This window comes from Lichenihabitans psoromatis, assembly GCF_004323635.1.
Classification (GTDB): Bacteria; Pseudomonadota; Alphaproteobacteria; order Rhizobiales; family Beijerinckiaceae; genus Lichenihabitans; species Lichenihabitans psoromatis.
In genome coordinates, this window is sequence record NZ_CP036515.1 from 4,000,974 (window position 1) to 4,020,363 (window position 19,390).

General features: G+C 63.1%; 15 protein-coding genes. 10 read left to right on the forward strand and 5 right to left on the reverse strand.

Annotated elements, in window-relative coordinates:
- Positions 1 to 22: 22 nt before the first annotated feature.
- Positions 23 to 2,332, reverse strand: coding sequence for a ComEC/Rec2 family competence protein (locus EY713_RS18680; protein WP_245572787.1), 2,310 nt, complete (start codon positions 2,330 to 2,332; stop codon positions 23 to 25).
- A gap of 220 nt (positions 2,333 to 2,552) precedes the next feature.
- Between EY713_RS18680 and gltX the strand changes: the two genes are divergently transcribed.
- From gltX to EY713_RS18700, 4 genes are all read left to right on the forward strand, one after another.
- Positions 2,553 to 3,980, forward strand: coding sequence for a glutamate--tRNA ligase (gene gltX, locus EY713_RS18685; RefSeq protein WP_131117929.1), 1,428 nt, complete (start codon positions 2,553 to 2,555; stop codon positions 3,978 to 3,980).
- Positions 3,981 to 4,176: 196 nt separating this feature from the next.
- On the forward strand, positions 4,177 to 5,466 hold the full coding sequence (gltA, locus tag EY713_RS18690) for a citrate synthase (RefSeq protein ID WP_131117931.1): 1,290 nt from the start codon (positions 4,177 to 4,179) through the stop codon (positions 5,464 to 5,466).
- 493 nt (positions 5,467 to 5,959) lie between these two features.
- The gene (locus EY713_RS18695) at positions 5,960 to 6,385 is read left to right on the forward strand and encodes an HIT family protein (RefSeq protein ID WP_131117934.1); all 426 of its coding nucleotides are present in this window, start codon (positions 5,960 to 5,962) and stop codon (positions 6,383 to 6,385) included.
- A 36-nt stretch (positions 6,386 to 6,421) separates the two neighbouring features.
- Positions 6,422 to 7,288 (forward strand): NAD(P)-dependent oxidoreductase, encoded by an 867-nt coding sequence (locus tag EY713_RS18700; RefSeq protein WP_131117938.1) that lies wholly within the window; start codon positions 6,422 to 6,424, stop codon positions 7,286 to 7,288.
- A 60-nt stretch (positions 7,289 to 7,348) separates the two neighbouring features.
- On the opposite strand, the gene EY713_RS18705 is transcribed toward EY713_RS18700, so the two are convergent.
- Together EY713_RS18705 and EY713_RS18710 are read right to left on the reverse strand one after the other, a co-directional pair.
- A complete protein-coding gene (locus EY713_RS18705; RefSeq protein WP_131117941.1) occupies positions 7,349 to 10,048 on the reverse strand; it encodes a caspase family protein in 2,700 nt (899 codons plus the stop codon).
- Positions 10,049 to 10,142: 94 nt separating this feature from the next.
- Positions 10,143 to 10,769 carry a uracil-DNA glycosylase family protein gene (locus EY713_RS18710; RefSeq protein ID WP_245572788.1) on the reverse strand — a complete coding sequence of 209 codons (627 nt, stop codon included), beginning with the start codon at positions 10,767 to 10,769 and terminating at the stop codon, positions 10,143 to 10,145.
- Between the two features lie 158 nt (positions 10,770 to 10,927).
- Here EY713_RS18710 and EY713_RS18715 point away from each other — a divergent pair, with 158 nt between their 5' ends.
- Positions 10,928 to 12,472 (forward strand): sensor histidine kinase, encoded by a 1,545-nt coding sequence (locus EY713_RS18715; RefSeq protein WP_131117947.1) that lies wholly within the window; start codon positions 10,928 to 10,930, stop codon positions 12,470 to 12,472.
- Positions 12,473 to 12,476: 4 nt separating this feature from the next.
- On the opposite strand, the gene cobT is transcribed toward EY713_RS18715, so the two are convergent.
- Positions 12,477 to 13,493, reverse strand: coding sequence for a nicotinate-nucleotide--dimethylbenzimidazole phosphoribosyltransferase (cobT, locus tag EY713_RS18720; protein ID WP_131117950.1), 1,017 nt, complete (start codon positions 13,491 to 13,493; stop codon positions 12,477 to 12,479).
- Positions 13,494 to 13,637: 144 nt separating this feature from the next.
- Between cobT and cobS the strand changes: the two genes are divergently transcribed.
- The 3 genes from cobS (at position 13,638) to EY713_RS18735 (ending at position 15,381) form a co-directional block, all read left to right on the forward strand.
- Entirely contained in the window at positions 13,638 to 14,468 is an 831-nt protein-coding gene (gene cobS / locus EY713_RS18725) for an adenosylcobinamide-GDP ribazoletransferase (protein WP_131117953.1), read from the forward strand.
- Positions 14,461 to 14,670 carry a DUF1289 domain-containing protein gene (locus EY713_RS18730; RefSeq protein ID WP_131117956.1) on the forward strand — a complete coding sequence of 70 codons (210 nt, stop codon included), beginning with the start codon at positions 14,461 to 14,463 and terminating at the stop codon, positions 14,668 to 14,670. Before cobS ends, EY713_RS18730 begins: the two co-directional genes overlap by 8 nt.
- A 93-nt stretch (positions 14,671 to 14,763) precedes the next feature.
- On the forward strand, positions 14,764 to 15,381 hold the full coding sequence (locus EY713_RS18735; RefSeq protein ID WP_131117959.1) for a retropepsin-like aspartic protease family protein: 618 nt from the start codon (positions 14,764 to 14,766) through the stop codon (positions 15,379 to 15,381).
- A 4-nt stretch (positions 15,382 to 15,385) separates the two neighbouring features.
- On the opposite strand, the gene dusA is transcribed toward EY713_RS18735, so the two are convergent.
- Complete coding sequence (dusA, locus tag EY713_RS18740; protein ID WP_245573032.1) at positions 15,386 to 16,348, reverse strand: tRNA dihydrouridine(20/20a) synthase DusA; 963 nt, start codon at positions 16,346 to 16,348, stop codon at positions 15,386 to 15,388.
- Between the two features lie 249 nt (positions 16,349 to 16,597).
- Here dusA and EY713_RS18745 point away from each other — a divergent pair, with 249 nt between their 5' ends.
- Together EY713_RS18745 and EY713_RS18750 are read left to right on the forward strand one after the other, a co-directional pair.
- Positions 16,598 to 17,032 (forward strand): pyocin activator PrtN family protein, encoded by a 435-nt coding sequence (locus tag EY713_RS18745; RefSeq protein ID WP_131117965.1) that lies wholly within the window; start codon positions 16,598 to 16,600, stop codon positions 17,030 to 17,032.
- A gap of 240 nt (positions 17,033 to 17,272) precedes the next feature.
- Entirely contained in the window at positions 17,273 to 18,508 is a 1,236-nt protein-coding gene (locus EY713_RS18750) for a hypothetical protein (protein WP_131117968.1), read from the forward strand.
- Positions 18,509 to 19,390: the final 882 nt, after the last annotated feature.

Below are 19,390 nucleotides of genomic sequence, written 5' to 3' on the forward strand. Positions count from 1 at the left end.
TGATCATGGCGATGTGTTCGCATCAGGGTTGGCTCAAATTCGGATCGTCCGGTGTGGCATAGCCATCCGTCTCACCCTGTCCGTCCCGATCGGGCAATGGCTCGGGCCGGGTCGACGCGCGAAATCGCCGCCGCAGCGGCTGCGGTGCCGGCGACCACGGGCGATCCGTCATCGCGGTGCGGGCCGGGTCGGTCAGCCACCCCCCGTTGCGAAGCCAGAGGCCGAGCGAACCGGTCGACGCCAAGCTGGCACGATCGACGATCAGCGCAGCGGCACAGCTTTCTGGCGCATAAAGCCCGGTCACGATGACGTCGGCGCGGCCGCAATCCTCCTCGAAGGCCTGCGGCTCGGACACCAGCGACAGGATCTGCCCGCCCGGCAGCGGCGCGACGCACCCGAGCTTGTCGCAACGGCCGACCGGGGCCGCAGTTTGACGACCCAGCAAGGCGGCTTCGCGACCATCGCCATCGGCGCGCAGCCATTGCTCGACCGCGAAGGAGTTGCTCTTGCCCACGACGGCTAGCAACCCGCTCTCCTGGCGCACCGCGACCGCATCCCCGGTCGGCGCGACGATCATGTCGTATCGCGAGCCGAGCGCCGTTCCGGCCAATCCGATCATGAGCAGCGGCATCGCTGTCAGGCGAAACAGCCATGTCCGCCAGATCACGACCGACAACACCGCAAGCGCAAGGAACGGCATCGCCCAGGGCGCGAAGGCCGGGAGATTGACGGTCGAATGCGGCGCAGAGGCGATCAGTCGCGCGGCCCACAGCACGATGCCGATGCCGGCGCCGACCCAGTGCCACACCAAACCATCGAGCCCGAGCGGATAGAGAACGCAGCCCAGCAAAGCGCCCGGAACGGCGAAGAATTCGATGATCGCCAGTGTCAGAGGATTGCCGATGAACACATAGGGGCTGAGTTCGTGGAAATTGCCGGCCATGAACGAGGCGGTTGCGATGGTGGCGCAGACGGTCGCGACGAGCAAACCGCGACCGTGATCGACGATGTGGTGAAGCCAGCGCCAAACGCCCGGAGCCGGTTGGCCACGCTTGGGAACGTCATCCGCCCCGTCCGCGCGACGTCCGCGCTCCCGCGTTTCGTAGACCGCGACAAGGGCCGCGACCGCCGCGAAAGAGAGTTGGAAGCTCGCGCCGAGAATTGACTCCGGCTCGACCAGCACGACCACCAGGGCGGCCAGTGCGAGGTTCCGCATGGTGAAACCGCGCCGGTCGACCAGCACGGCCCCGAGCATGATCAGTGTCATGAACAAGGCGCGCTGCGTGCCGATGCGCGACCCCGTGAGAATATCGTAGGCGATCGCCCCGGCGATGGCGACCAGCGCGGCCCATTTCTTGATCGGATAGCGGAGCGCCAGCGTGCGGCTCAGCGCGAGACCGCGGCGCGTGCCACCAAACAGCAATCCGGCCACAAGCGTCATTTGCACACCGGCGATCGTGATGATGTGGAAGATGCCGGCCTCGCGGATCAAGTCGCGGCCGTCCTCCGATAGCAGGTCGCGTTTGCCCGTCACCATGGCGGCCGCGATTGCGCCCGTATCGCCGCCGAGGATCGTATCGACCCGCGACGCGAGCGCGTTGCGGGCTCGATCGACCGCCATATGGAAGGCGAGGCCAAAGGAGGGCGCAGCAGGCGCCGTTGCGGTTTTCAATCGACCGAGGATCGACCCGACCGCGCCGAAGCCGGAAAAGTAGGCGTCGCGCGCGAAGGCGTAGCCGCCCGGGAGGGACGCTTGCGCGGGCGGCAGAAGGCGTGCCGTGACGGCGATGAAGTCACCCGCCTCGACAGGATCGTCGCGCCGTGTCGTGAGACGCACGCGATCCGGGACACGCGCGGGGTCGAGCCCCTCGGCGCTCCGTACATTGAGGATCAAGCGACTGCCCTTGCGGCGATGGTCGACCTCCTCGACGAAGCCGGTCAATTTGGCGATGCGGATCCGATCGAGCACCGGTGCCGCCACCCGCTCCGTTCGAAACCCCGCCGCCACAAAGCCACTGAACACGGCCGCGACCGCGACCGACAGCATGAAAGCGGACCGATTGTTGCGCGCCACCCAGGCGAGCGTGCCGAAACCGGCCGCCAAAAGCATGGGCCACCACAGCACGGGATTGCGATCGGCGGCGAGAAACAGCAGTACGCCGACGCCGCAGAGAACCGGCAGCCAGAGAAAGAAGCGGCGCTGCTCCCACTCGATCTCAAAGGCCATCGAGACGGCCCGGCCGACTCCCGTGATCGGGCGCAGCGAACCCGCGAACGCCCCGAGGCCGGCGAGAACGCCGATCGCGGAGGCTTTGCGGGTCGCTTCCACCATGAGGGCAATTGTTTCGGCAAGCGCGTGGCCAGAAACCGCGGACGGGCGTGTCTCTGCCGCCCTGACCGGATCGGCATGGCGATCCTATATACGATGGCCTCAGCCTGTCCTCAAAAAACGGACAGGGTGACGCCCCTCATGGTAGACGGGCGCTCGATGCGATGCGCCGTCGCGACCCGCGCGGCCGTTCCCCTTTCCTCAGCCACGAGGCCATCCACGCATGTCCGATCAGGTCGTCACCCGTTTTGCACCCTCTCCGACGGGCTTCCTCCATATCGGCGGCGCCAGGACGGCCCTGTTCAACTGGCTTTATGCGCGCAAGCACGGTGGAACCATGCTGCTTCGCATCGAGGATACCGACCGCGAGCGCTCGACCACAGCCGCGATCGACGCCATCGTGGATGGCCTGAACTGGCTCGGCTTAAGCTGGAACGGCGATGTCGTTTATCAATTCCAGCGCGCCGCACGGCACCGCGAGGCCGTCGAGGATCTGCTGGCCAAGAACTTTGCCTATCGCTGCTATGCGACGCCAGACGAGCTCGAGGCCATGCGCGAGGACGCGCGTCGCGAGAAGCGGCCGCCCCGCTACGATGGGCGGTGGCGCGATCGCGATGCCTCCGACGCACCATCCGGCGTGAAGCCTGTGATCCGCCTCCGCGCCCCGCAAGACGGGCAGACCCAGATCCATGACAAAGTCCAAGGGACCGTCACCTGGGCCAACAAGGATCTCGACGACCTCGTTCTGCTCCGCTCCGATGGCAACCCGACCTATATGCTGGCCGTGGTGGTCGACGACCACGACATGGGTGTCACGCAGATCATCCGCGGCGACGATCACCTGACCAATGCGGCCCGGCAGGCGCAGATCTATGACGCCTTCGGCTGGCAGGCCCCCGCCATGGCGCATATCCCGCTGATTCATGGGGCCGATGGGGCCAAGCTGTCCAAGCGCCATGGCGCACTCGGGGTCGATGCCTATCGGGCGCTCGGCTACCTGCCGGACGCTGTCCGCAACTACCTCGTGCGGCTCGGGTGGAGCCAGGGTGACCAAGAGTTCTTCTCGACCGAGGAGATGACAGCGGCCTTCTCGCTCGAGAATGTCGGCCGCTCGCCGGCGCGTTTCGATTTCGCCAAGCTGGAAAACCTCAACGGGCACTACCTGCGATCGACGCCCGACGCGGACCTGCTGACCGCGCTGATCGACACCCTGCCCTATCTGGACGGCGGACCGGCGCTCGAAGCCAAACTCGACCCCATCCTACGGGCCAAGCTTCTCTCTGCCATGCCGGGCTTGAAGGAGCGCTCCAAGACGTTGGTCGAACTGCTGGACGGCGCAGGTTACCTCTTTGCGGATCGTCCGCTGCCGATTGATCCGAAAGCCGCCGAGGTTCTGGCCAAAGGTCGGGATCACCTCGTCGCTCTGCGGCCTTTCTTCGCGGCTCTCGAAATCTGGACAGCCGCGACGACCGAAGCCGTGGTTCGGGATCATGCGGAAAAGACCGGCACGAAGCTCGGCCTAGTCGCCCAGCCGCTGCGGGCTGCCTTGACGGGCCGCACGACCTCGCCCGGGATTTTCGACGTGCTTGAGGTGATCGGTCGGGATGAAAGTCTTGGCCGAATCGACGATTGCATCGCCGGCCTCACCTGACCAAAGAGTCGCTTAGCGCGACCCCGCTGCTTTGGCCAATCACTGAATTGTGTTGTCGCATTGACGCATGTGTGCCGCTCTTTGAGCGACCTTGACGCAATGCAGCGATCCGCTAGCTTCCACGCAGCGCACAAAGGCCGGTTTCCTGTTGGAGATCGAGCCTTTGCTTGACCGTTAGATCTCGCAAGGCAGCTCAATGACAGGCACTTCAGGCACCATCATCGTCGACAACAAGTCGATCGAGCTGCCGATCAAGACGGGTACGATCGGCCCCGACGTGGTCGACATCGCCAAGCTCTACGCCCAGACGGGTGTGTTCACTTATGATCCCGGCTTCACCTCGACGGCGAGCTGCGAATCCCGGATCACCTACATCGACGGCGACGAGGGCGTTCTGCTCTATCGCGGTTACCCGATCGAGCAGCTGGCCGAGCATGGCGACTTTCTCGAGACCTGCTATCTGCTGCTTTACGGAGAATTGCCGACCAAAATCCAGAAGGCCGACTTCGATTATCGCGTCACGCGCCACACGATGGTGCATGAACAGATGTCGCGCTTCTTCCATGGGTTCCGGCGCGATGCGCATCCGATGGCCGTGATGGTCGCGAGCGTCGGCGCTCTGTCGGCCTTCTACCACGACTCGACCGATATCTCGGACCCGACGCAGCGTATGGTCGCTTCGATGCGGATGGTCGCTAAAATGCCGACCCTGGCCGCTATGGCGTATAAATATACGGTCGGTCAGCCGTTCGTCTATCCGAAGAACGAACTCGACTATACGTCCAACTTCCTCCGCATGTGCTTCGCGGTGCCGTGCGAGGAATATAAGGTCAATCCGGTCCTCTCCCGGGCGCTTGATAAGATCTTCATCCTCCACGCCGACCACGAGCAGAATGCGTCGACCTCGACGGTTCGTCTCGCAGGCTCGTCGGGCGCGAATCCCTTCGCCTGCATCGCGGCCGGGATCGCCTGCCTTTGGGGTCCGGCGCATGGAGGCGCCAATGAAGCGGCCTTGAAGATGCTCGCCGAGATCGGGTCGGTCGACCGTATTCCGCAGTTCATCGCTCGTGCCAAGGACAAGAACGATCCGTTCCGTCTCATGGGCTTTGGTCATCGCGTCTACAAAAACTACGATCCTCGCGCCAAGATCATGCAGAAGACCTGTCACGAGGTGCTTCGCGAGATCGGCATCAAGGACGATCCGCTCCTTGACATCGCCATCGAACTCGAGCGGATCGCCTTGTCGGACGAGTATTTCATCGAGAAGAAGCTTTATCCGAACGTCGATTTCTACTCAGGCATCACGCTCAAGGCGCTTGGGTTCCCGGTTTCGATGTTCACGGTGCTGTTCGCGCTCGCCCGTACGGTTGGCTGGATCGCGCAGTGGAAAGAGATGATTGAGGATCCGGGTCAGCGCATCGGTCGCCCACGGCAGCTCTATGTCGGCGCGCCACGCCGCGACTATGCCCCGGTCAGCGAGCGTTGAGGCTTATCGCCTCGAGACAAACCTGACATCAAAAAGGGCGGGATCCAGTGGATCCCGCCCTTTTTTGCAACTCCGGCCCGTGATCGGCTCCGATTGTTTGCGGCTCGCTACACAACCGTACAACTGTTAAAACCAGTAACGGAACGCGATTTGATCAACAAAACCGCAGCTCCGTTCCTCAAGTCTCTAAATGTTTGGATTATTGCAGAGAGATAGACGGCCATCTGTAGGCGGTCTCTTCTTTAACATGCAGCTTATAAACTGCCGACCTTGGGCGTACTTCCCTAGACTTGGACCGCTCGAAGCGAACTCTTGTGTCGTTGACAGTGATAAAGCACAGCTATTAGCGTCGCGCAAGGCTGCCATGCAGATTTTTTCATCGATCTGCCCTTTTTGTGCAAGCGGAAACGCCGTGCCGCAGTGGTCGGTTCGCCGCGCTTGACGCGACGAGCGTGGCTTGCCACGGAGGATCGACGCATGACCGAGGCTTGCCATGTCGACCTATGATGAAAACAACGTCTTTGCTAAAATCCTCCGCGGCGTGCTGCCGTGCCACAAGGTCTTCGAGGACGAGGTCGCCCTCGGGTTCATGGATGTCATGCCGCGCGTGGACGGGCACGTGTTGGTCATTCCAAAGGTCCATGTCCGCAACCTGATCGACATCGCGCCCGCCGATCTGGCACTTCTCATGCCCCGCGTGCAGGCCGTCGGACTTGCGGCGCAACGCGCCATGCAGGCGCCCGGGCTGACCCTGCAGCAATTCAACGAAGAGGCAGGCGGACAGGTCGTGTTCCACCTGCATTTCCATCTCCTCCCGCGTCACCCCGGCGTCGCCATGAAACCGCCCGGTGGTCCGATGGCATTGCCGGAGATGCTGGCCGACCAGGCCGAGCGCATTCGCGCAGCACTGCGCGACTGATCCGGCAAACCGTCTTTCCCCACAGGAGCCACACCCGTGAAACAGCTCGCATTCCTAGGTCTCGGCGTCATGGGTTACCCCATGGCTGGCCATCTCGCCGCGAAGGGGCACGATGTCGTCGTTTATAATCGCTCGTCCGCAAAGGCCGATGCTTGGGTCGGGCAGCACAAGGGCACCTCGGCAAAAACCCCGAATGACGCCGCCCGCGAGCGCGACATCGTCTTCTGCTGCGTCGGCAACGATGATGATCTTCGGTCGGTCACGCTCGGCCCCGATGGGGCTTTCGCGGGCATGAAACGCGGCAGTATCTTCGTCGATCACACGACGGCATCCGCCGAAGTGGCGCGCGAACTCGACGCCAAGGCGAAGGAGCTCGGGATTGCATTCATCGACGCGCCGGTGTCCGGCGGACAGGCCGGCGCCGAGAACGGCGCCCTGACGGTGATGTGCGGCGGCGATCAAGCCCCCTACGCTGACGCCGAACCCGTTATCGCGGCCTATGCCAAAGCATGCCGCCTGATGGGACCCTCCGGCGCGGGTCAATTGACCAAGATGGTCAACCAGATCTGCATTGCGGGGCTCGTGCAGGGCCTTGCGGAAGGACTCAACTTTGCGGAAGCGGCCGGGCTCGACCTCTCCGAAGTGGTGGCCGTGATCTCGAAGGGGGCGGCTCAATCCTGGCAAATGGAAAACCGCGCCAAGACCATGGAGGCCGGCAAATTCGATTTCGGCTTCGCGGTCGATTGGATGCGCAAGGATCTCGGCATCTGCCTCGCGGAAAGCCGACGCAATGGTGCCCCACTCCCGGTCACCGCCTTGGTCGATCAGTTCTACGGCGACGTGCAAGCCATGGGCGGCAAGCGATGGGACACGTCCAGCCTCATCGCGCGGCTGAAGCGCTAATCAGTCCAGAACTTGCATTCTCAAGAAGGCCGGGCTCAAGCCCGGCCTTCGTCGTTGTGATTAACGGCACGGCGGCTCGTTCGGGCCACCGCATCCCGGATGGCCATGCTGGCCTTCCTGCTGGCGGTGCTGCTCCTGCTGTTGTTGGCGCTGCTGCTCTTGCTGCTGGCGCTGCTGACCTTGTTGTTCCTGACGCTGCTGTTCCTGCTGCTGGCGCTGCTGCTGCTGTTGGCGTTGTTGATCCTGCTGCTGATGCTGCTGGCTCTGCTGTTCCTGACGCTGCTGCTCCTGCTGACGCCGCTGTTGATCTTGCTGTTGGCGCTGCTGATCATTCTGCTGCCGCAGTTGCTGCTGCTGTTGGCGCTGTCGGTCCTGCTGCTGATGCTGCTGGCTCTGCTGATCCTGGCGCTGCTGGCTCTGCTGATCCTGGCGCTGCTGCTCCTGCTGACGCCGCTGCTGATCTTGCTGTTGGCGCTGCTGATCATTCTGCTGCCGCAGTTGCTGCTGCTGTTGGCGCTGTTGGTCCTGCTGCTGATGCTGCTGGCTCTGCTGGCTCTGCTGATCCTGGCGCTGCTGCTCCTGCTGACGCCGCTGCTGATCTTGCTGTTGGCGTTGTTGTTGCACCGCCGGATTTGGCACGGGCGTCCCTTCTGGCAACTGACCCTGGGGACGGCGCTGGGCCGGGTTCGGCACCGGCGTGCCTTCCGGCAGTTGATGCGGCGCCTGCGGGGGCTGGCCCTGAACGGGACGTTGAGCCGGGTTCGGCACCGGCGTGCCTTCCGGCAATTGATGCGGCGCCTGCGGGGGCTGGCCCTGCACGGGACGCTGGGCCGGGTTCGGCACCGGTGTTCCTTCAGGCAGTTGATGCGGCGCCTGCGGGGGCTGGCCCTGCACGGGACGCTGGGCTGGGTTCGGCACCGGTGTTCCTTCAGGCAGTTGATGCGGCGCCTGCGGGGGCTGGCCCTGAACGGGACGCTGGGCCGGGTTCGGCACCGGTGTTCCTTCCGGCACCTGATGCGGCGCCTGCGGGGGCTGGCCCTGAACGGGACGCTGCACCGGGTTCGGCACTGGCGTGCCTTCCGGCAATTGATGCGGCGCTTGCGGGGGCTGGCCCTGTGGAGCTTGGCCGCGGGGCTGCCCGCCGCCATCATCTCCGACGGTGTTGCGCGGATTTTGACCTTGGTTCCGATTGTCGAACTGGCCTTGGTTAAATTGGCCCTGCCCGTCGTTGTTGGGGCGGCCGTCGTAACGGCCCTGCCCGTCATTGTTGGGGCGGCCGTCATAACGGCCCTGCCCTTCGCCATTCTGCGGGATCAGATTGCCATTTGGCTCCTGCGCGAAGGGCCGAGGTTGTGCATATTGCCCCCGATAGCCAGCCGGCGGCTCCAACCGGCCGGGTTCTCCATAGGGCCGCGAATAGGGAATCGGGATCGGGATGGGGATGGGCAGAAAGCCCGGTGCGATCGATGGCGGCGGCGGCGGGAGATCGACGAAATAGGTCGGTCGCGGCGGCAGAAACACCACTGGCGGCGGCGGCGGCGGCGCGTAATCCGGCTCAGACAGGATGATCCTTGGCTCGTCGAAGACGCGATATTCGACCTCGGGGGGCGGCGGCACGTCGTAATCGATCACATTGAAATTCGATGGTGGGTCGAATGCGGCCGACAGGCTCGCCAGCCTGCGGCGCGCGTCGTAAACGTGCGGACCATGCGGATAACGCCGCAGATACGTCCAATAGGCATCGGGGCTGTTGCGGCTGACGGTCCGGCGCCAGATCAGCGCCTCGCGTCGCACGGCCAACAGCGTCCGGACTCGCGCCGCATAAGGGCTGTCCGGAAAAGCCGAGACGAAATCATTATAGCCATCGAACGTATCGCGCGCGACCGCGATGCTATAGGCATCCTCGACCGGAAATTCGCGGATGGGGCGCTTGCTCATCGCGGCAAAGCTCTGCTGCGCGCTGGCGAGAGCCGGTGCCCCCGGACCAGCCTGCAGAAACGCGAACGACGCCGTCAGTTTCGACACGTCCCAGGGCACCTGGGCGCCTTTGGTGGTCTGGTTCACGCGCAGCCGCACCCGATCGAAAACCTCGTCGACCGGCACACCGCCGCTCCGCATCATCTCCGCCAGCGCCTGCCCATAGACCCCATAGGTTCCCTTTGGATTGGGGGCGACAGTGCCCGGCGCAGCGTTGAACGCGATCAAGCTCCCTTGTTCGGCATCGACGAGCGACAGGCCCGGCGCGACATGCTCCGAAGCGGGAATCGCGGGATTCTGATAGGCGGCATCGAGCACGACGACGCGAGCGCGAAGCGGAAGCGCTGCCAGCGCGCGGGTGAAATCGGCAAGCCGGAGCGATTGGATCGGGATATCGGTTTCACGCGCCAGGGTCGCATCGACCGGCACATAGTAATTATCACCATCGAACTGCAAAGCGTAGCCGGAGAGATAGACGAACACGATCGCATTCGGCCCCGCAGCCCCGGCCTTGGTGAGAAAGTCGCGGAAGGAGCGTCGGATGTCGTCCGACCCGAGATCGCGGGCGCCGGTCACGTCGAACCCCGCAGCCGTCAGTGTCTGCGCCACGAGCCCGGCATCGTTGGCGGCCGTTGGAAGAGCGCCCCGCGCATAGGCTCCATCGCCGATCACCAAAGCCAGGCGAGGCTGCTGTTGCTGCTGGGCGACGGCTGGACTGAGGGGCGCGGCGGTGCCGCCGAGAAGGATCGCGACCGCGACAATCTTTCTGACCAGTCTGCTCATTTTTCGTCCCGATTGCTAACATCCACGGCAGTCATTTCACGCCGCACGGGCTGAACCAAGCCTGAACATCGCGGGGCAGCACTCGGCACGTCGATCATCCCACAGCGTCGGTCCCGACCAATCGTGCGACTTCCGCGCGAACGACCGGCAGCACCTCCACCTCGAACCACGGGTGACGCTTCAACCAGCCACTGTTGCGCCAAGAGGGATGCGGCAGCGCGATCAGGCGGGGCAGGCCAGGTCGTTCGAACAAGGCACGCCACGCCTTCACCTGCTCGGTCAAACCGAGCGACGGAGCGATATCCGGGTGGAGGCGGGCGAGATGATAGCGGAGGGCGTAGAGGCCGATCACCAGGATGGTTTCGACCTGTGGCATGCGCGCGAATACGGCATCGTGCCACGCGGCGCGACATTCCACACGGGGCGGAAGATCCCCCTTGCTGGCGTCGTGGCCCGGAAAGCAGAACCCCATCGGCACGATCGAGACCCGCGTCTCATCATAGAACAGATCCGGCCCGATCCCCATCCAGGCCCGAAGTCGTTCACCCGAGGGGTCGTCGAATGGCGTGCCGCTGACATGGGCGCGGATGCCGGGAGCCTGACTTGCGATAACCAGACGAGCCTTGTTGGACAGACGGAGGATCGGCCGAGGCGCATGCGGGAGCGGCAGCTTGCGGGGGCTCTCGAGACAGATGCGGCACGTCCGAATCGTGTCGGCCAACGCGGCGGGGTCTCTCGAATCAGGATCGTCGATACAGCAGTCCTCCGATGATCAATCGCTTTATCAAACTCATTTTACAGGTGTGGTGAGCCGCTCATTAAGGTTTCTTTGCGACCCTCATTCTTATTCGATTGTTTAATGTCGGGCGTATTGCGTCGATGAAACATGTCACCGCGGAAACGGAGGAACGCGGGCGCAGCGATCACGTGTTGGCTGCCACGTCGCATCGGCTGCGATGGTTCCACGGGGTCAGGGCCAGGCTTTCAGACGGCCGCCGCGTGTCGGTCTTCGATGTCGAACTGCTCCGCATGTTCGCCGAGCGACACCGCGGCGCGACGCCCGCGATGGGAACCCTCGCCTTCGTGGTTGCTGGCGTCGCCACCATCTGGGTCCCGGTCACCGACGTCCTGATCTGGTTGTCGTTGCTGTGTTCCGCAATGGTCGTTCTATCGGGGTGGACCACCACATTTCTGTTCCGCTCGGATACACGGGTTGGTTCGCGCCAGTGGACGCTCCGGTTCATCCTTGGCGAGGGAGCGCAAGGCGCGGCATGGGCCTTGATCGTCGCGCTGTTGCTCCATGTCCGGGACCCTGCCGCACAGACCTTCGTGCTCTTCGTGCTGCTTCTGGTGGCGGCCACGACCGCTATGTTGTCGGCCACACTCCCGGCCGCCGTCTACGCCAGCCTCGCCCCGATCACGATCGCGATCGTGGTCTTTACCCGGCCCGTATCCGGCTATGCGGCACTGCCCCTGATGACCCTTGCGGGAGCCGCCGTCGTATTTTTCATCGTACTGGCGCGTCGTCTCTATGGCACGGCTGTCGAGACCTTGGTGGCGCAGGCCGAGAAGGATGCGCTGATCGTCGAACTCGAACAGTCCAAGCTGAATTCCGACGAGGCACGCCGTCGCGCCGAAGAAGCAAGCCTCGCCAAATCACGCTTTCTGGCGACCATGAGCCACGAATTGCGGACGCCGCTCAATGCCATCCTCGGATTTTCAGAGGTTATGAAAGGCGAGTTGTTCGGCCCGCATACCGTGTCGGCCTATCGGGAATATTCCGACGATATCCACTCCAGCGGGCAGCATCTCTTGATGCTTATCAACGAGATTCTCGATCTGTCGCGGGTCGAAGCCGGTCGCTATGAGCTCAAAGAGGAATCCGTAGCGCTCGCCCATGTCGTGGATGATTGCCAACGTCTTCTGGCGCTCCGCGCCGGCAAGCGGAACATCACCCTGGTGGATCTCGTCGAGGGTGGCCTGCCCCTCATTTGGGTCGACGAACGAGCGATCCGGCAGGTGATCCTGAATCTGCTCTCGAACGCGATCAAATTCACCCCGCATGGGGGCACCGTGACGATCAAGGTCGGCTGGACCGTTCAAGGCGGCCAATATGTGTCGATCCGCGACACCGGACCCGGCATCCCCGAGGCGGAGATCCCCGTCGTGATGTCGTCCTTCGGGCGTGGCACTCTCGCGCAGAAAAACGCCGAAGAGGGGTCCGGTTTGGGACTACCGATCGTCAAGGGTTTGATCGAATTGCACGGCGGCACCTTCACGCTGAAATCGAAACTGCGTGAAGGTACAGAAGTCATCGTGATTCTGCCGCCGGAGCGGATCATCGACCCGACCCCGCAAGACAACAGCGAAAGCGTGCCCGTGCGAACGGAGCGCCGACGCCGGGCTGTCCGGTCCGCCGCCTGAACCATCAATCCTTGTTGGACACCCCGGCATCCGCAAAGGTCGCCATGCCGGTGTGGCAGGCGAGAGCCGCCTTGACGATGCCGGCAGCGAGCGCCGCACCGCTCCCTTCCCCAAGCCGCATGCCGAGATCGAGCAAAGGCTCTTTGCCGAGGCGCCGCAACACCTCGCCGTGCTGGCCTTCCGCCGAGCGGTGCCCCGCGATGCAGTGATCCAAAATGCCAGGTGCGGCCGCATGAAGCACTGCGGCGGCGGCACAGACCACGTAGCCATCGAGGATGACCGGCACGCGCTGCATGCGCGCCGCCAGAATGGCACCCGCCATGGCGGCGATATCACGGCCGCCGAGCCGCCGCAGCAGCTCGAGCGGATCGCTCGAGGATCCCTTGTGAAGCGCGACGGCGCGTTCAACCGCCGAAATCTTGCGGGCGAGACCGGCATCGTCGACGCCCGTGCCGCGCCCGACCCAGTCGGCCGCCGATCCCCCATATAGCGCGTGATAGATCGCCGCCGCGATGGTGGTGTTGCCAATCCCCATCTCGCCGAGGCACAGCAAGTCGGTCCCTCCCGCAATCGCCTCCATGCCGAACGCCATGGTGGCGGCGCAAGCGGCCTCGTCCATGGCGGCGTCTTCGGTGATGTCGTTAGTCGGATAGTCGAGCGCCAGTTCGAACACCTTCAGACCCAGCCCGTAGGTGGCGCAAATCTGGTTCACGGCCGCGCCGCCGGCCGCAAAGTTGCTGACCATGCCCTGCGTGACCGATTGCGGAAACGATGACACGCCCTGAGCCACGACGCCGTGATTGGCCGCAAAAACCGCCACCAGAGGCCGGTTGAGCGTTGGACGGGGCGTGCCCTGCACGGCGCCGAGCCATTCGGCCAAGCTCTCGAGCCGGCCGAGCGACCCCAACGGCTTGGTGAGTTCGGCATCGCGATCGCGCATGCCGGCCACAGCCTCCCCATCGAGCGGGGGCAGACGCGTGAACAGGTCACGGATATCGTCGAACGGAAGGCCGGTTGTCATCGGGTCGTCATGCTCCCTGGCGGCATCGGCCTCGGCCGTCTGCGTCGCCTCGGCTTGTAGCCGCCAAGCGCCGCTCTGCCTACACCCGCCTGCCATGCGCCATTGCGGCTCGACAGTGCGCCGGTTTACCCGCAGAAGACAGCCATGCCGACCAACCCGCCTCGCCATCCCACGATCGTGGCGCAAGCCTTCGCGCTCGGGGCCGATGTCGTGACTTGCCTGCGTTTCTTTTCGCGCCTGCCCCTGCCCCCCTTCGCGTTCGAGCGTGATGGCATGGGCATTCTGGCCGAAGCCGTGCGTGTGCTGCCGGTCGCGGGCCTGATCCTTGGGGCGATCGGCGCAGCGGTTCTGGCCGTCGGCGCCGGATTGGGCTTGCCGGATGCTGCATGCGCCGCGCTGGCCTTCGCGGCCTTGGCGATAGCGACCGGCGCGTTACACGAGGATGGATTGGCCGATACGGCTGACGGATTCGGGGGCGGCGCGACGCGTGACCGCAAACTCGCGATCATGCGAGACAGCCACATCGGGTCTTACGGGGTGCTGGCCTTGGTGTTCGGCACGCTGCTCCGCGTGATTGGGCTCGCGACCGTGCTCGATCGGGCCGGGCCGGTGGGGGCGGCTTGCGCGCTGATGGCCGCGAGCGCCGTCTCGCGAGGGCTTTCGATTCTCCCCATGACAATGCTGGCAGCGGCGCGACACGATGGATTGGGCCGGTCGGTCGGGCGTCCCGCCGCGAGCGTCAGCCGCATCTGCTTCGTTCTCGTCGCGGCCATCGGTGTGGCGTTGCCGATCGCAGGCGGCCTCGATGGTCGTTCGGCATTGATCGCCTGCGGCATGGCCGCCGTTGCGGCGCTCGGCATGACGCGCCTCGCCTTCCGGCAAATCGGCGGCCATACGGGCGACGTGGCCGGCGCGACTCAACAGGTCAGCGAGATCGCGTTTTTATTCGGACTTTTGATCGTGATTCATGCCTGATCTTGCTGCCGCAACCTCCTCGCCCTGCATCAAACTCTGCCGGCTCGACGAGGCCGCGACGATGTGCCTTGGCTGTGGTCGCACCCTCGAGGAAATCGGGCTCTGGGGCGGCATGCCGGAGCCGACGCGGCTCGCCATCATGGCCAAGCTCCCGGAGCGGCTCGTTGCGGCAGATCGCGATACCGGTATTGCCGAAACTTAACCCTGCGGTCGCCTCGACACGCCAAGATCGAGAGCCTACCTGATCGGTGAGGGATTGATCCTTCGGCCCCCGACCGGACGTGATGTCCCCGCGATGAACGACCTCACCCAGCCCGAGATTGTCAGCCTGCTATTCTATGGCGCGCTTGCGCTGTGGCTGGCCGCAGCGATTCCACGGTTGTTTCGCGGACGCTTTATGGCCGGGCTCGCGGCTCTGACGTTCTGGATCATTGCCTTCCTCGTGGTCATCACCGGCTATTCCTATCGCGACGAGTTACGGGGCGTCGCCTCCCACGTGATCGCGACAGTCGTCCCGGGCATGCCCATGCAAGTCAGCGCCAGCGAGGTCGCGGTGATGCGATCCTCGGACGGGCAATTTTTGGTGCGGGGAACCTCCGGCGACGCGAGGCTCAGCTTTATTTTCGATACGGGCGCCTCGGCGGTCGTGCTGCGTGCCGAGGATGCGAGCCGCCTCGGCATCAAGCCGCGCGACCTGACCTACGACGTCGATGTGGCGACCGCGAACGGACATGCGATGACGGCCGAAACGACCCTGCCGGAACTCCGGATCGGCAGCATCGTCGAAACCGATGTCGAGGTGCTGGTCGCCAAACCCGGCGCCTTGCACGAGAATCTGCTCGGCATGACGTTTCTCAATCGGCTCGCCAGTTTCACCATCGCGGACAACAAGCTGATCCTGCGGAGCCGGTAAAGGATCAGGCTGCGGCGCCGAGCATGGATGCCGCCGTTTCGAGATGCCGAAGCGCCTCCGCCACGACCTCCAGGCCAGCGCCTCGCTTGGGGGCCTCGGTGGCAAGATGTCGCCGCCAGAGACGCGCGCCCGGGCGCCCCGCGAACAACCCGAGCAGATGGCGGGTCATGTCATGGAGACGGACGCCGCGACCAAGCTGATCCGCCATATAGGGCATGAAAGCCTCGACGGCCTCGGCGCTGCTCGCCACGGGGGCCGGAACGCTGAACAGCACAGGATCGACCAGCGCCAGAAAATCCGGATTGTGATAGGCGGCGCGCCCCACCATCACGCCATCCACGTGAGCGAGTTCGGCCTGCATCGCCTCGAGCGTCACAAGCCCGCCGTTGATGCTGATCGGCCAATCCGGATAGGCGGCCTTCAGCGCGTGCACCAGCGCATAGTCGAGCGGCGGCACATCGCGGTTTTCCTTCGGCGACAGACCTTGCAGCCACGCCTTGCGGGCATGCACGATCAGGGCTTCGGCGCCAGCGCGTCGCACCGTCTCGGCCATGGCGAACAGGGCCTCCTGCGGATCCTGATCGTCGACGCCGATGCGGCACTTCACCGTGACGGGCAGCGGGGTCGCGGCCACCATGGCGGCGACGCAATCCCCGACCAGCGCGGGTTCTCGCATCAGACAGGCGCCAAACCGGCCATTCTGCACCCGATCCGACGGGCAGCCGACGTTGAGGTTGATCTCGGCATAGCCATAGTCGGCACAGATTCGGGCCGAGGCCGCAAGATCCCCCGGATCCGAGCCGCCGAGTTGCACCGCGACCGGATGTTCCGCCGCATCGAACGCCAGCAGCCGCTCCCGCGGCCCGAACAGGATTGCGCCGGTCGTCACCATCTCGGTATAGAGCCGCGCGCGGCGCGTCATCAGGCGGTGGAAAAACCGACAATGTTTGTCGGTCCAGTCCATCATCGGTGCAATCGAAAACCGATGGGGGCTGACTTGACCCTCGATGTGATTGATCGGTGAAGGTGTTTCGGCGTTCAGGTTCGTCTCGTTCATGGGGCGATCAGTGCCTTTTCAGGCCGTTTTTCGGGTGCGCGTGCGACCGCGTCGCAACACGTGGAGGCTTGTCGCACTGATGGATACAAACACGGCACGCAAGCGCCGCGACGTTTCCATCGGTATAACGCGGAAATCGGGCTGAGACGAGACGGCACGATGGTCTTCGGACGCGGACGAAGCAGCACCACGACGAGGACGCTCAACACCGCATTTCGTCTTGCGGCGCAAGAGAACGGGAGGCCGATCATCCCGCTCGACGACATGCGGCGCGACGACGCCTCGCACCTCACCCTCGACACGGTTACCCGCAAGCTCAGTTCCGGCAACATCCCGCTGCCGCTGTTCCGATCCGAAGAAAGCCAGAAGGCACCGAAAGGCGTGCACCTGACTGATATAGCGCTCTATCTCGACGAACGCCGCAAGGCTGCGGTCAAGCTCAGGGACCAGATGACGGGCGGCGGGGGTGAGGGGCGGATGGGCTTGCATTCCACCAGCTTGAGCGCTCGAAAATCCGAGTTGGGTGGAAGGCTAACATTCGCCGTCTGCGGACCGAAACGTGGAAAAAGACCGGAAAAGCATTACATAAAATGAACAAATCCGTGCGACCCCGGGGCGGAAGAAGGTCTACCTTTTGCCCTGCTCGAACACTGGATGAGTTGGATCGTACTCCACTTCAGGACTCCATCTTAGGTCAGAGGCGAAAAGAGAGACCATTGATATCCACCACTTTTGTGGTCGTGTTTTTGGTTTGTTCTAAGAACCACGGCGCGCGCGTATATACTCGAGCCGGCTCCCGTCATCGGTGGCATCATCTATCAGTGAGGCGGACCGATGTACGACAGACCCGATAGCCTCTTTTCCGGCCCCAGTGTTTTTGAACTGACTAACCAGGTTCCAGTGCATGCCATGGCCGCTTTGAAAGGTTACGACGAGAACAAGATCCTTTCGATGCCAGCTGACGATCTTGTCGCCGAAAATTGTCAGAAGCACCGGCTGTATATTCCAGTGCTTAATACTCAAGAAACCTGGATTGAAGAAAAGGAGATTACGCAGATAGTAAATCATGCCGGCTACGACATCTACGAGGACCGCTTTGGCTCCCGCGAGTCTGTAGTTCACATCGTGATCTTCCATCTGCCGTTTTCTGGCGATGGCAGTCTCTTCAAAATCGGCCCCAGTTCCAGATCTGTTCCGGGTCCGCAGGCAAATGTCGGTAACCAGGAACTGTCAATCGCGCTTGCGACGCTAGACAAGAGCCACGACCAGATCAGGGCCGAGTACGATCAAAGAGTCCAGGACATTCAAAGGCATCTGATGACTCTGAGCCGAGATGTCGCCAGTCTTCCCGTGCAAATCGAGGCGCAAGCGCGGACCTATGTGGAGCAGCGGAAGGCGCAGCTTCTAAAAAGCAAGAACTTGGTTGCGTCGCTTGGATTCCCGATGAGGCGGCGACCGGACGTGCCCGCGACCTTCCACGCTCCAGAAGTCAGGCGCAAAATCATGCCCGTCCGACCGCAAACAATCCCTCCGTTCAAACCGGAGCCTGCTCTTGATGAAGCTGAATATCAGCATATCCTGAGCGTCATGGACAATATGACAAGGGTTATGGAGCGCAGCCCGAAAACCTTCCACAACATGGGTGAGGAGGATATTCGGCAGCATTTTTTAGTACAGTTGAATGGCCATTACGATGGACAAGCTACAGGGGAGACTTTCAATTTTCAGGGCAAGACAGACATCCTGATTCGGTCGGATGGACGGAACATCTTCATCGCTGAGTGCAAGTTCTGGCACGGCGAGAAGGCCTTTCTAGAGACTATTGACCAACTGCTCTCGTATCTTAGCTGGCGGGACAGCAAGACCGCCCTTGTCATCTTCAATCGCAATAAGAATTTCTCTGCTGTCATTGGCGCGATCAAAGGCGCTATGGACATGCACCCTCAAAGGAAGGACGGACCAACAGTCGAGGGTGAAACCCGGCTTCGCTACAAGATGGGATATCCTGCGGACCACAGCCGCGAGATCATCGTCACTGTCATGGCTTACGATATCCCAACACCTTTTTAACCGAGGCGCGAAATCGTGCTGTGGCTGACATTGAAGCTATGGGCATTTTCTCGGACACTATAGACTGCGCCTAGCGGGCCATAGCTTCCGCCTGCTAATGCGGAGTCAGCTTTGGCTTGCGCCTGGATTTTAAACCGCGCGTCTTGGCCGCCTCGTGGCACCGCGCGGTTCGATGAAACGCTTGAGTTCCCAACTGCCGCAGGGTCTGCCTTCACCTTAGGAACGGTCTTTCGCCAGCGCCTCGCTCAATTTCCGAGTTCGGGCTGTAGCGACGATTAAGGCAATAAGTCGGACCAAGCTTCCAAGACTCATGCGCCGATGCGTCTGTCTATAGTCAAGACGGGTATGTTTTAAGGACAATCCGTCCAGTCTATCATAAGCACCAACGAGAAACGATGGGAGCTAACGCCGGTTGCCGAGTCGCGCGAGATGCGAGGCTCTGCCGTGGCGGGATCGGACCCGTTCATCTGCCGGACACGGCCAGTCCAGCCCACGCTTAAGCCCCGCTCATTCACGCGAGCAGCATAGAGACGTCACGCTCATCCCCGCCCAAGACGCGGCCGATTGGCAGCCCGCTCGATCGACGATCTCGTTGGCAGAGGGAAGGTCAGCTTGAGTTCCGCGCCATGACCTGTAATGGGTCTAGAACGGGGGGACCTCACGTCACCTCGGCAGAGGCCCCTATGGCAAAGCACCTGTCTCAACCCTTCGACCGTCGTCCGATCGTCACGATCCCGATGAGCAGAATGGCGCACATCTGGGCCGACGGACGCGGATATCGAGCATCGCTGATCCCAGCCCTGCGCGTCGTCTTTCGTTATCAGCCCATGCCACTCAGCAACGCGGAATGTCTGTCAGGACGGAAGGTGGAGAATGTCTAAG

Coding starts and splice junctions, on each gene's coding strand:
- EY713_RS18680 (WP_245572787.1), bottom strand. CDS start 2,332: ATGGTGGAAGCGACCCGCAAAGCCTCCGCGATCGGCGTTCTCGCCGGC.
- gltX (WP_131117929.1), top strand. CDS start 2,553: ATGTCCGATCAGGTCGTCACCCGTTTTGCACCCTCTCCGACGGGCTTC.
- gltA (WP_131117931.1), top strand. CDS start 4,177: ATGACAGGCACTTCAGGCACCATCATCGTCGACAACAAGTCGATCGAG.
- EY713_RS18695 (WP_131117934.1), top strand. CDS start 5,960: ATGTCGACCTATGATGAAAACAACGTCTTTGCTAAAATCCTCCGCGGC.
- EY713_RS18705 (WP_131117941.1), bottom strand. CDS start 10,048: ATGAGCAGACTGGTCAGAAAGATTGTCGCGGTCGCGATCCTTCTCGGC.
- EY713_RS18715 (WP_131117947.1), top strand. CDS start 10,928: ATGAAACATGTCACCGCGGAAACGGAGGAACGCGGGCGCAGCGATCAC.
- cobT (WP_131117950.1), bottom strand. CDS start 13,493: ATGACAACCGGCCTTCCGTTCGACGATATCCGTGACCTGTTCACGCGT.
- cobS (WP_131117953.1), top strand. CDS start 13,638: ATGCCGACCAACCCGCCTCGCCATCCCACGATCGTGGCGCAAGCCTTC.
- EY713_RS18730 (WP_131117956.1), top strand. CDS start 14,461: ATGCCTGATCTTGCTGCCGCAACCTCCTCGCCCTGCATCAAACTCTGC.
- EY713_RS18735 (WP_131117959.1), top strand. CDS start 14,764: ATGAACGACCTCACCCAGCCCGAGATTGTCAGCCTGCTATTCTATGGC.
- dusA (WP_245573032.1), bottom strand. CDS start 16,348: ATGATGGACTGGACCGACAAACATTGTCGGTTTTTCCACCGCCTGATG.
- EY713_RS18745 (WP_131117965.1), top strand. CDS start 16,598: ATGGTCTTCGGACGCGGACGAAGCAGCACCACGACGAGGACGCTCAAC.
- EY713_RS18750 (WP_131117968.1), top strand. CDS start 17,273: ATGTACGACAGACCCGATAGCCTCTTTTCCGGCCCCAGTGTTTTTGAA.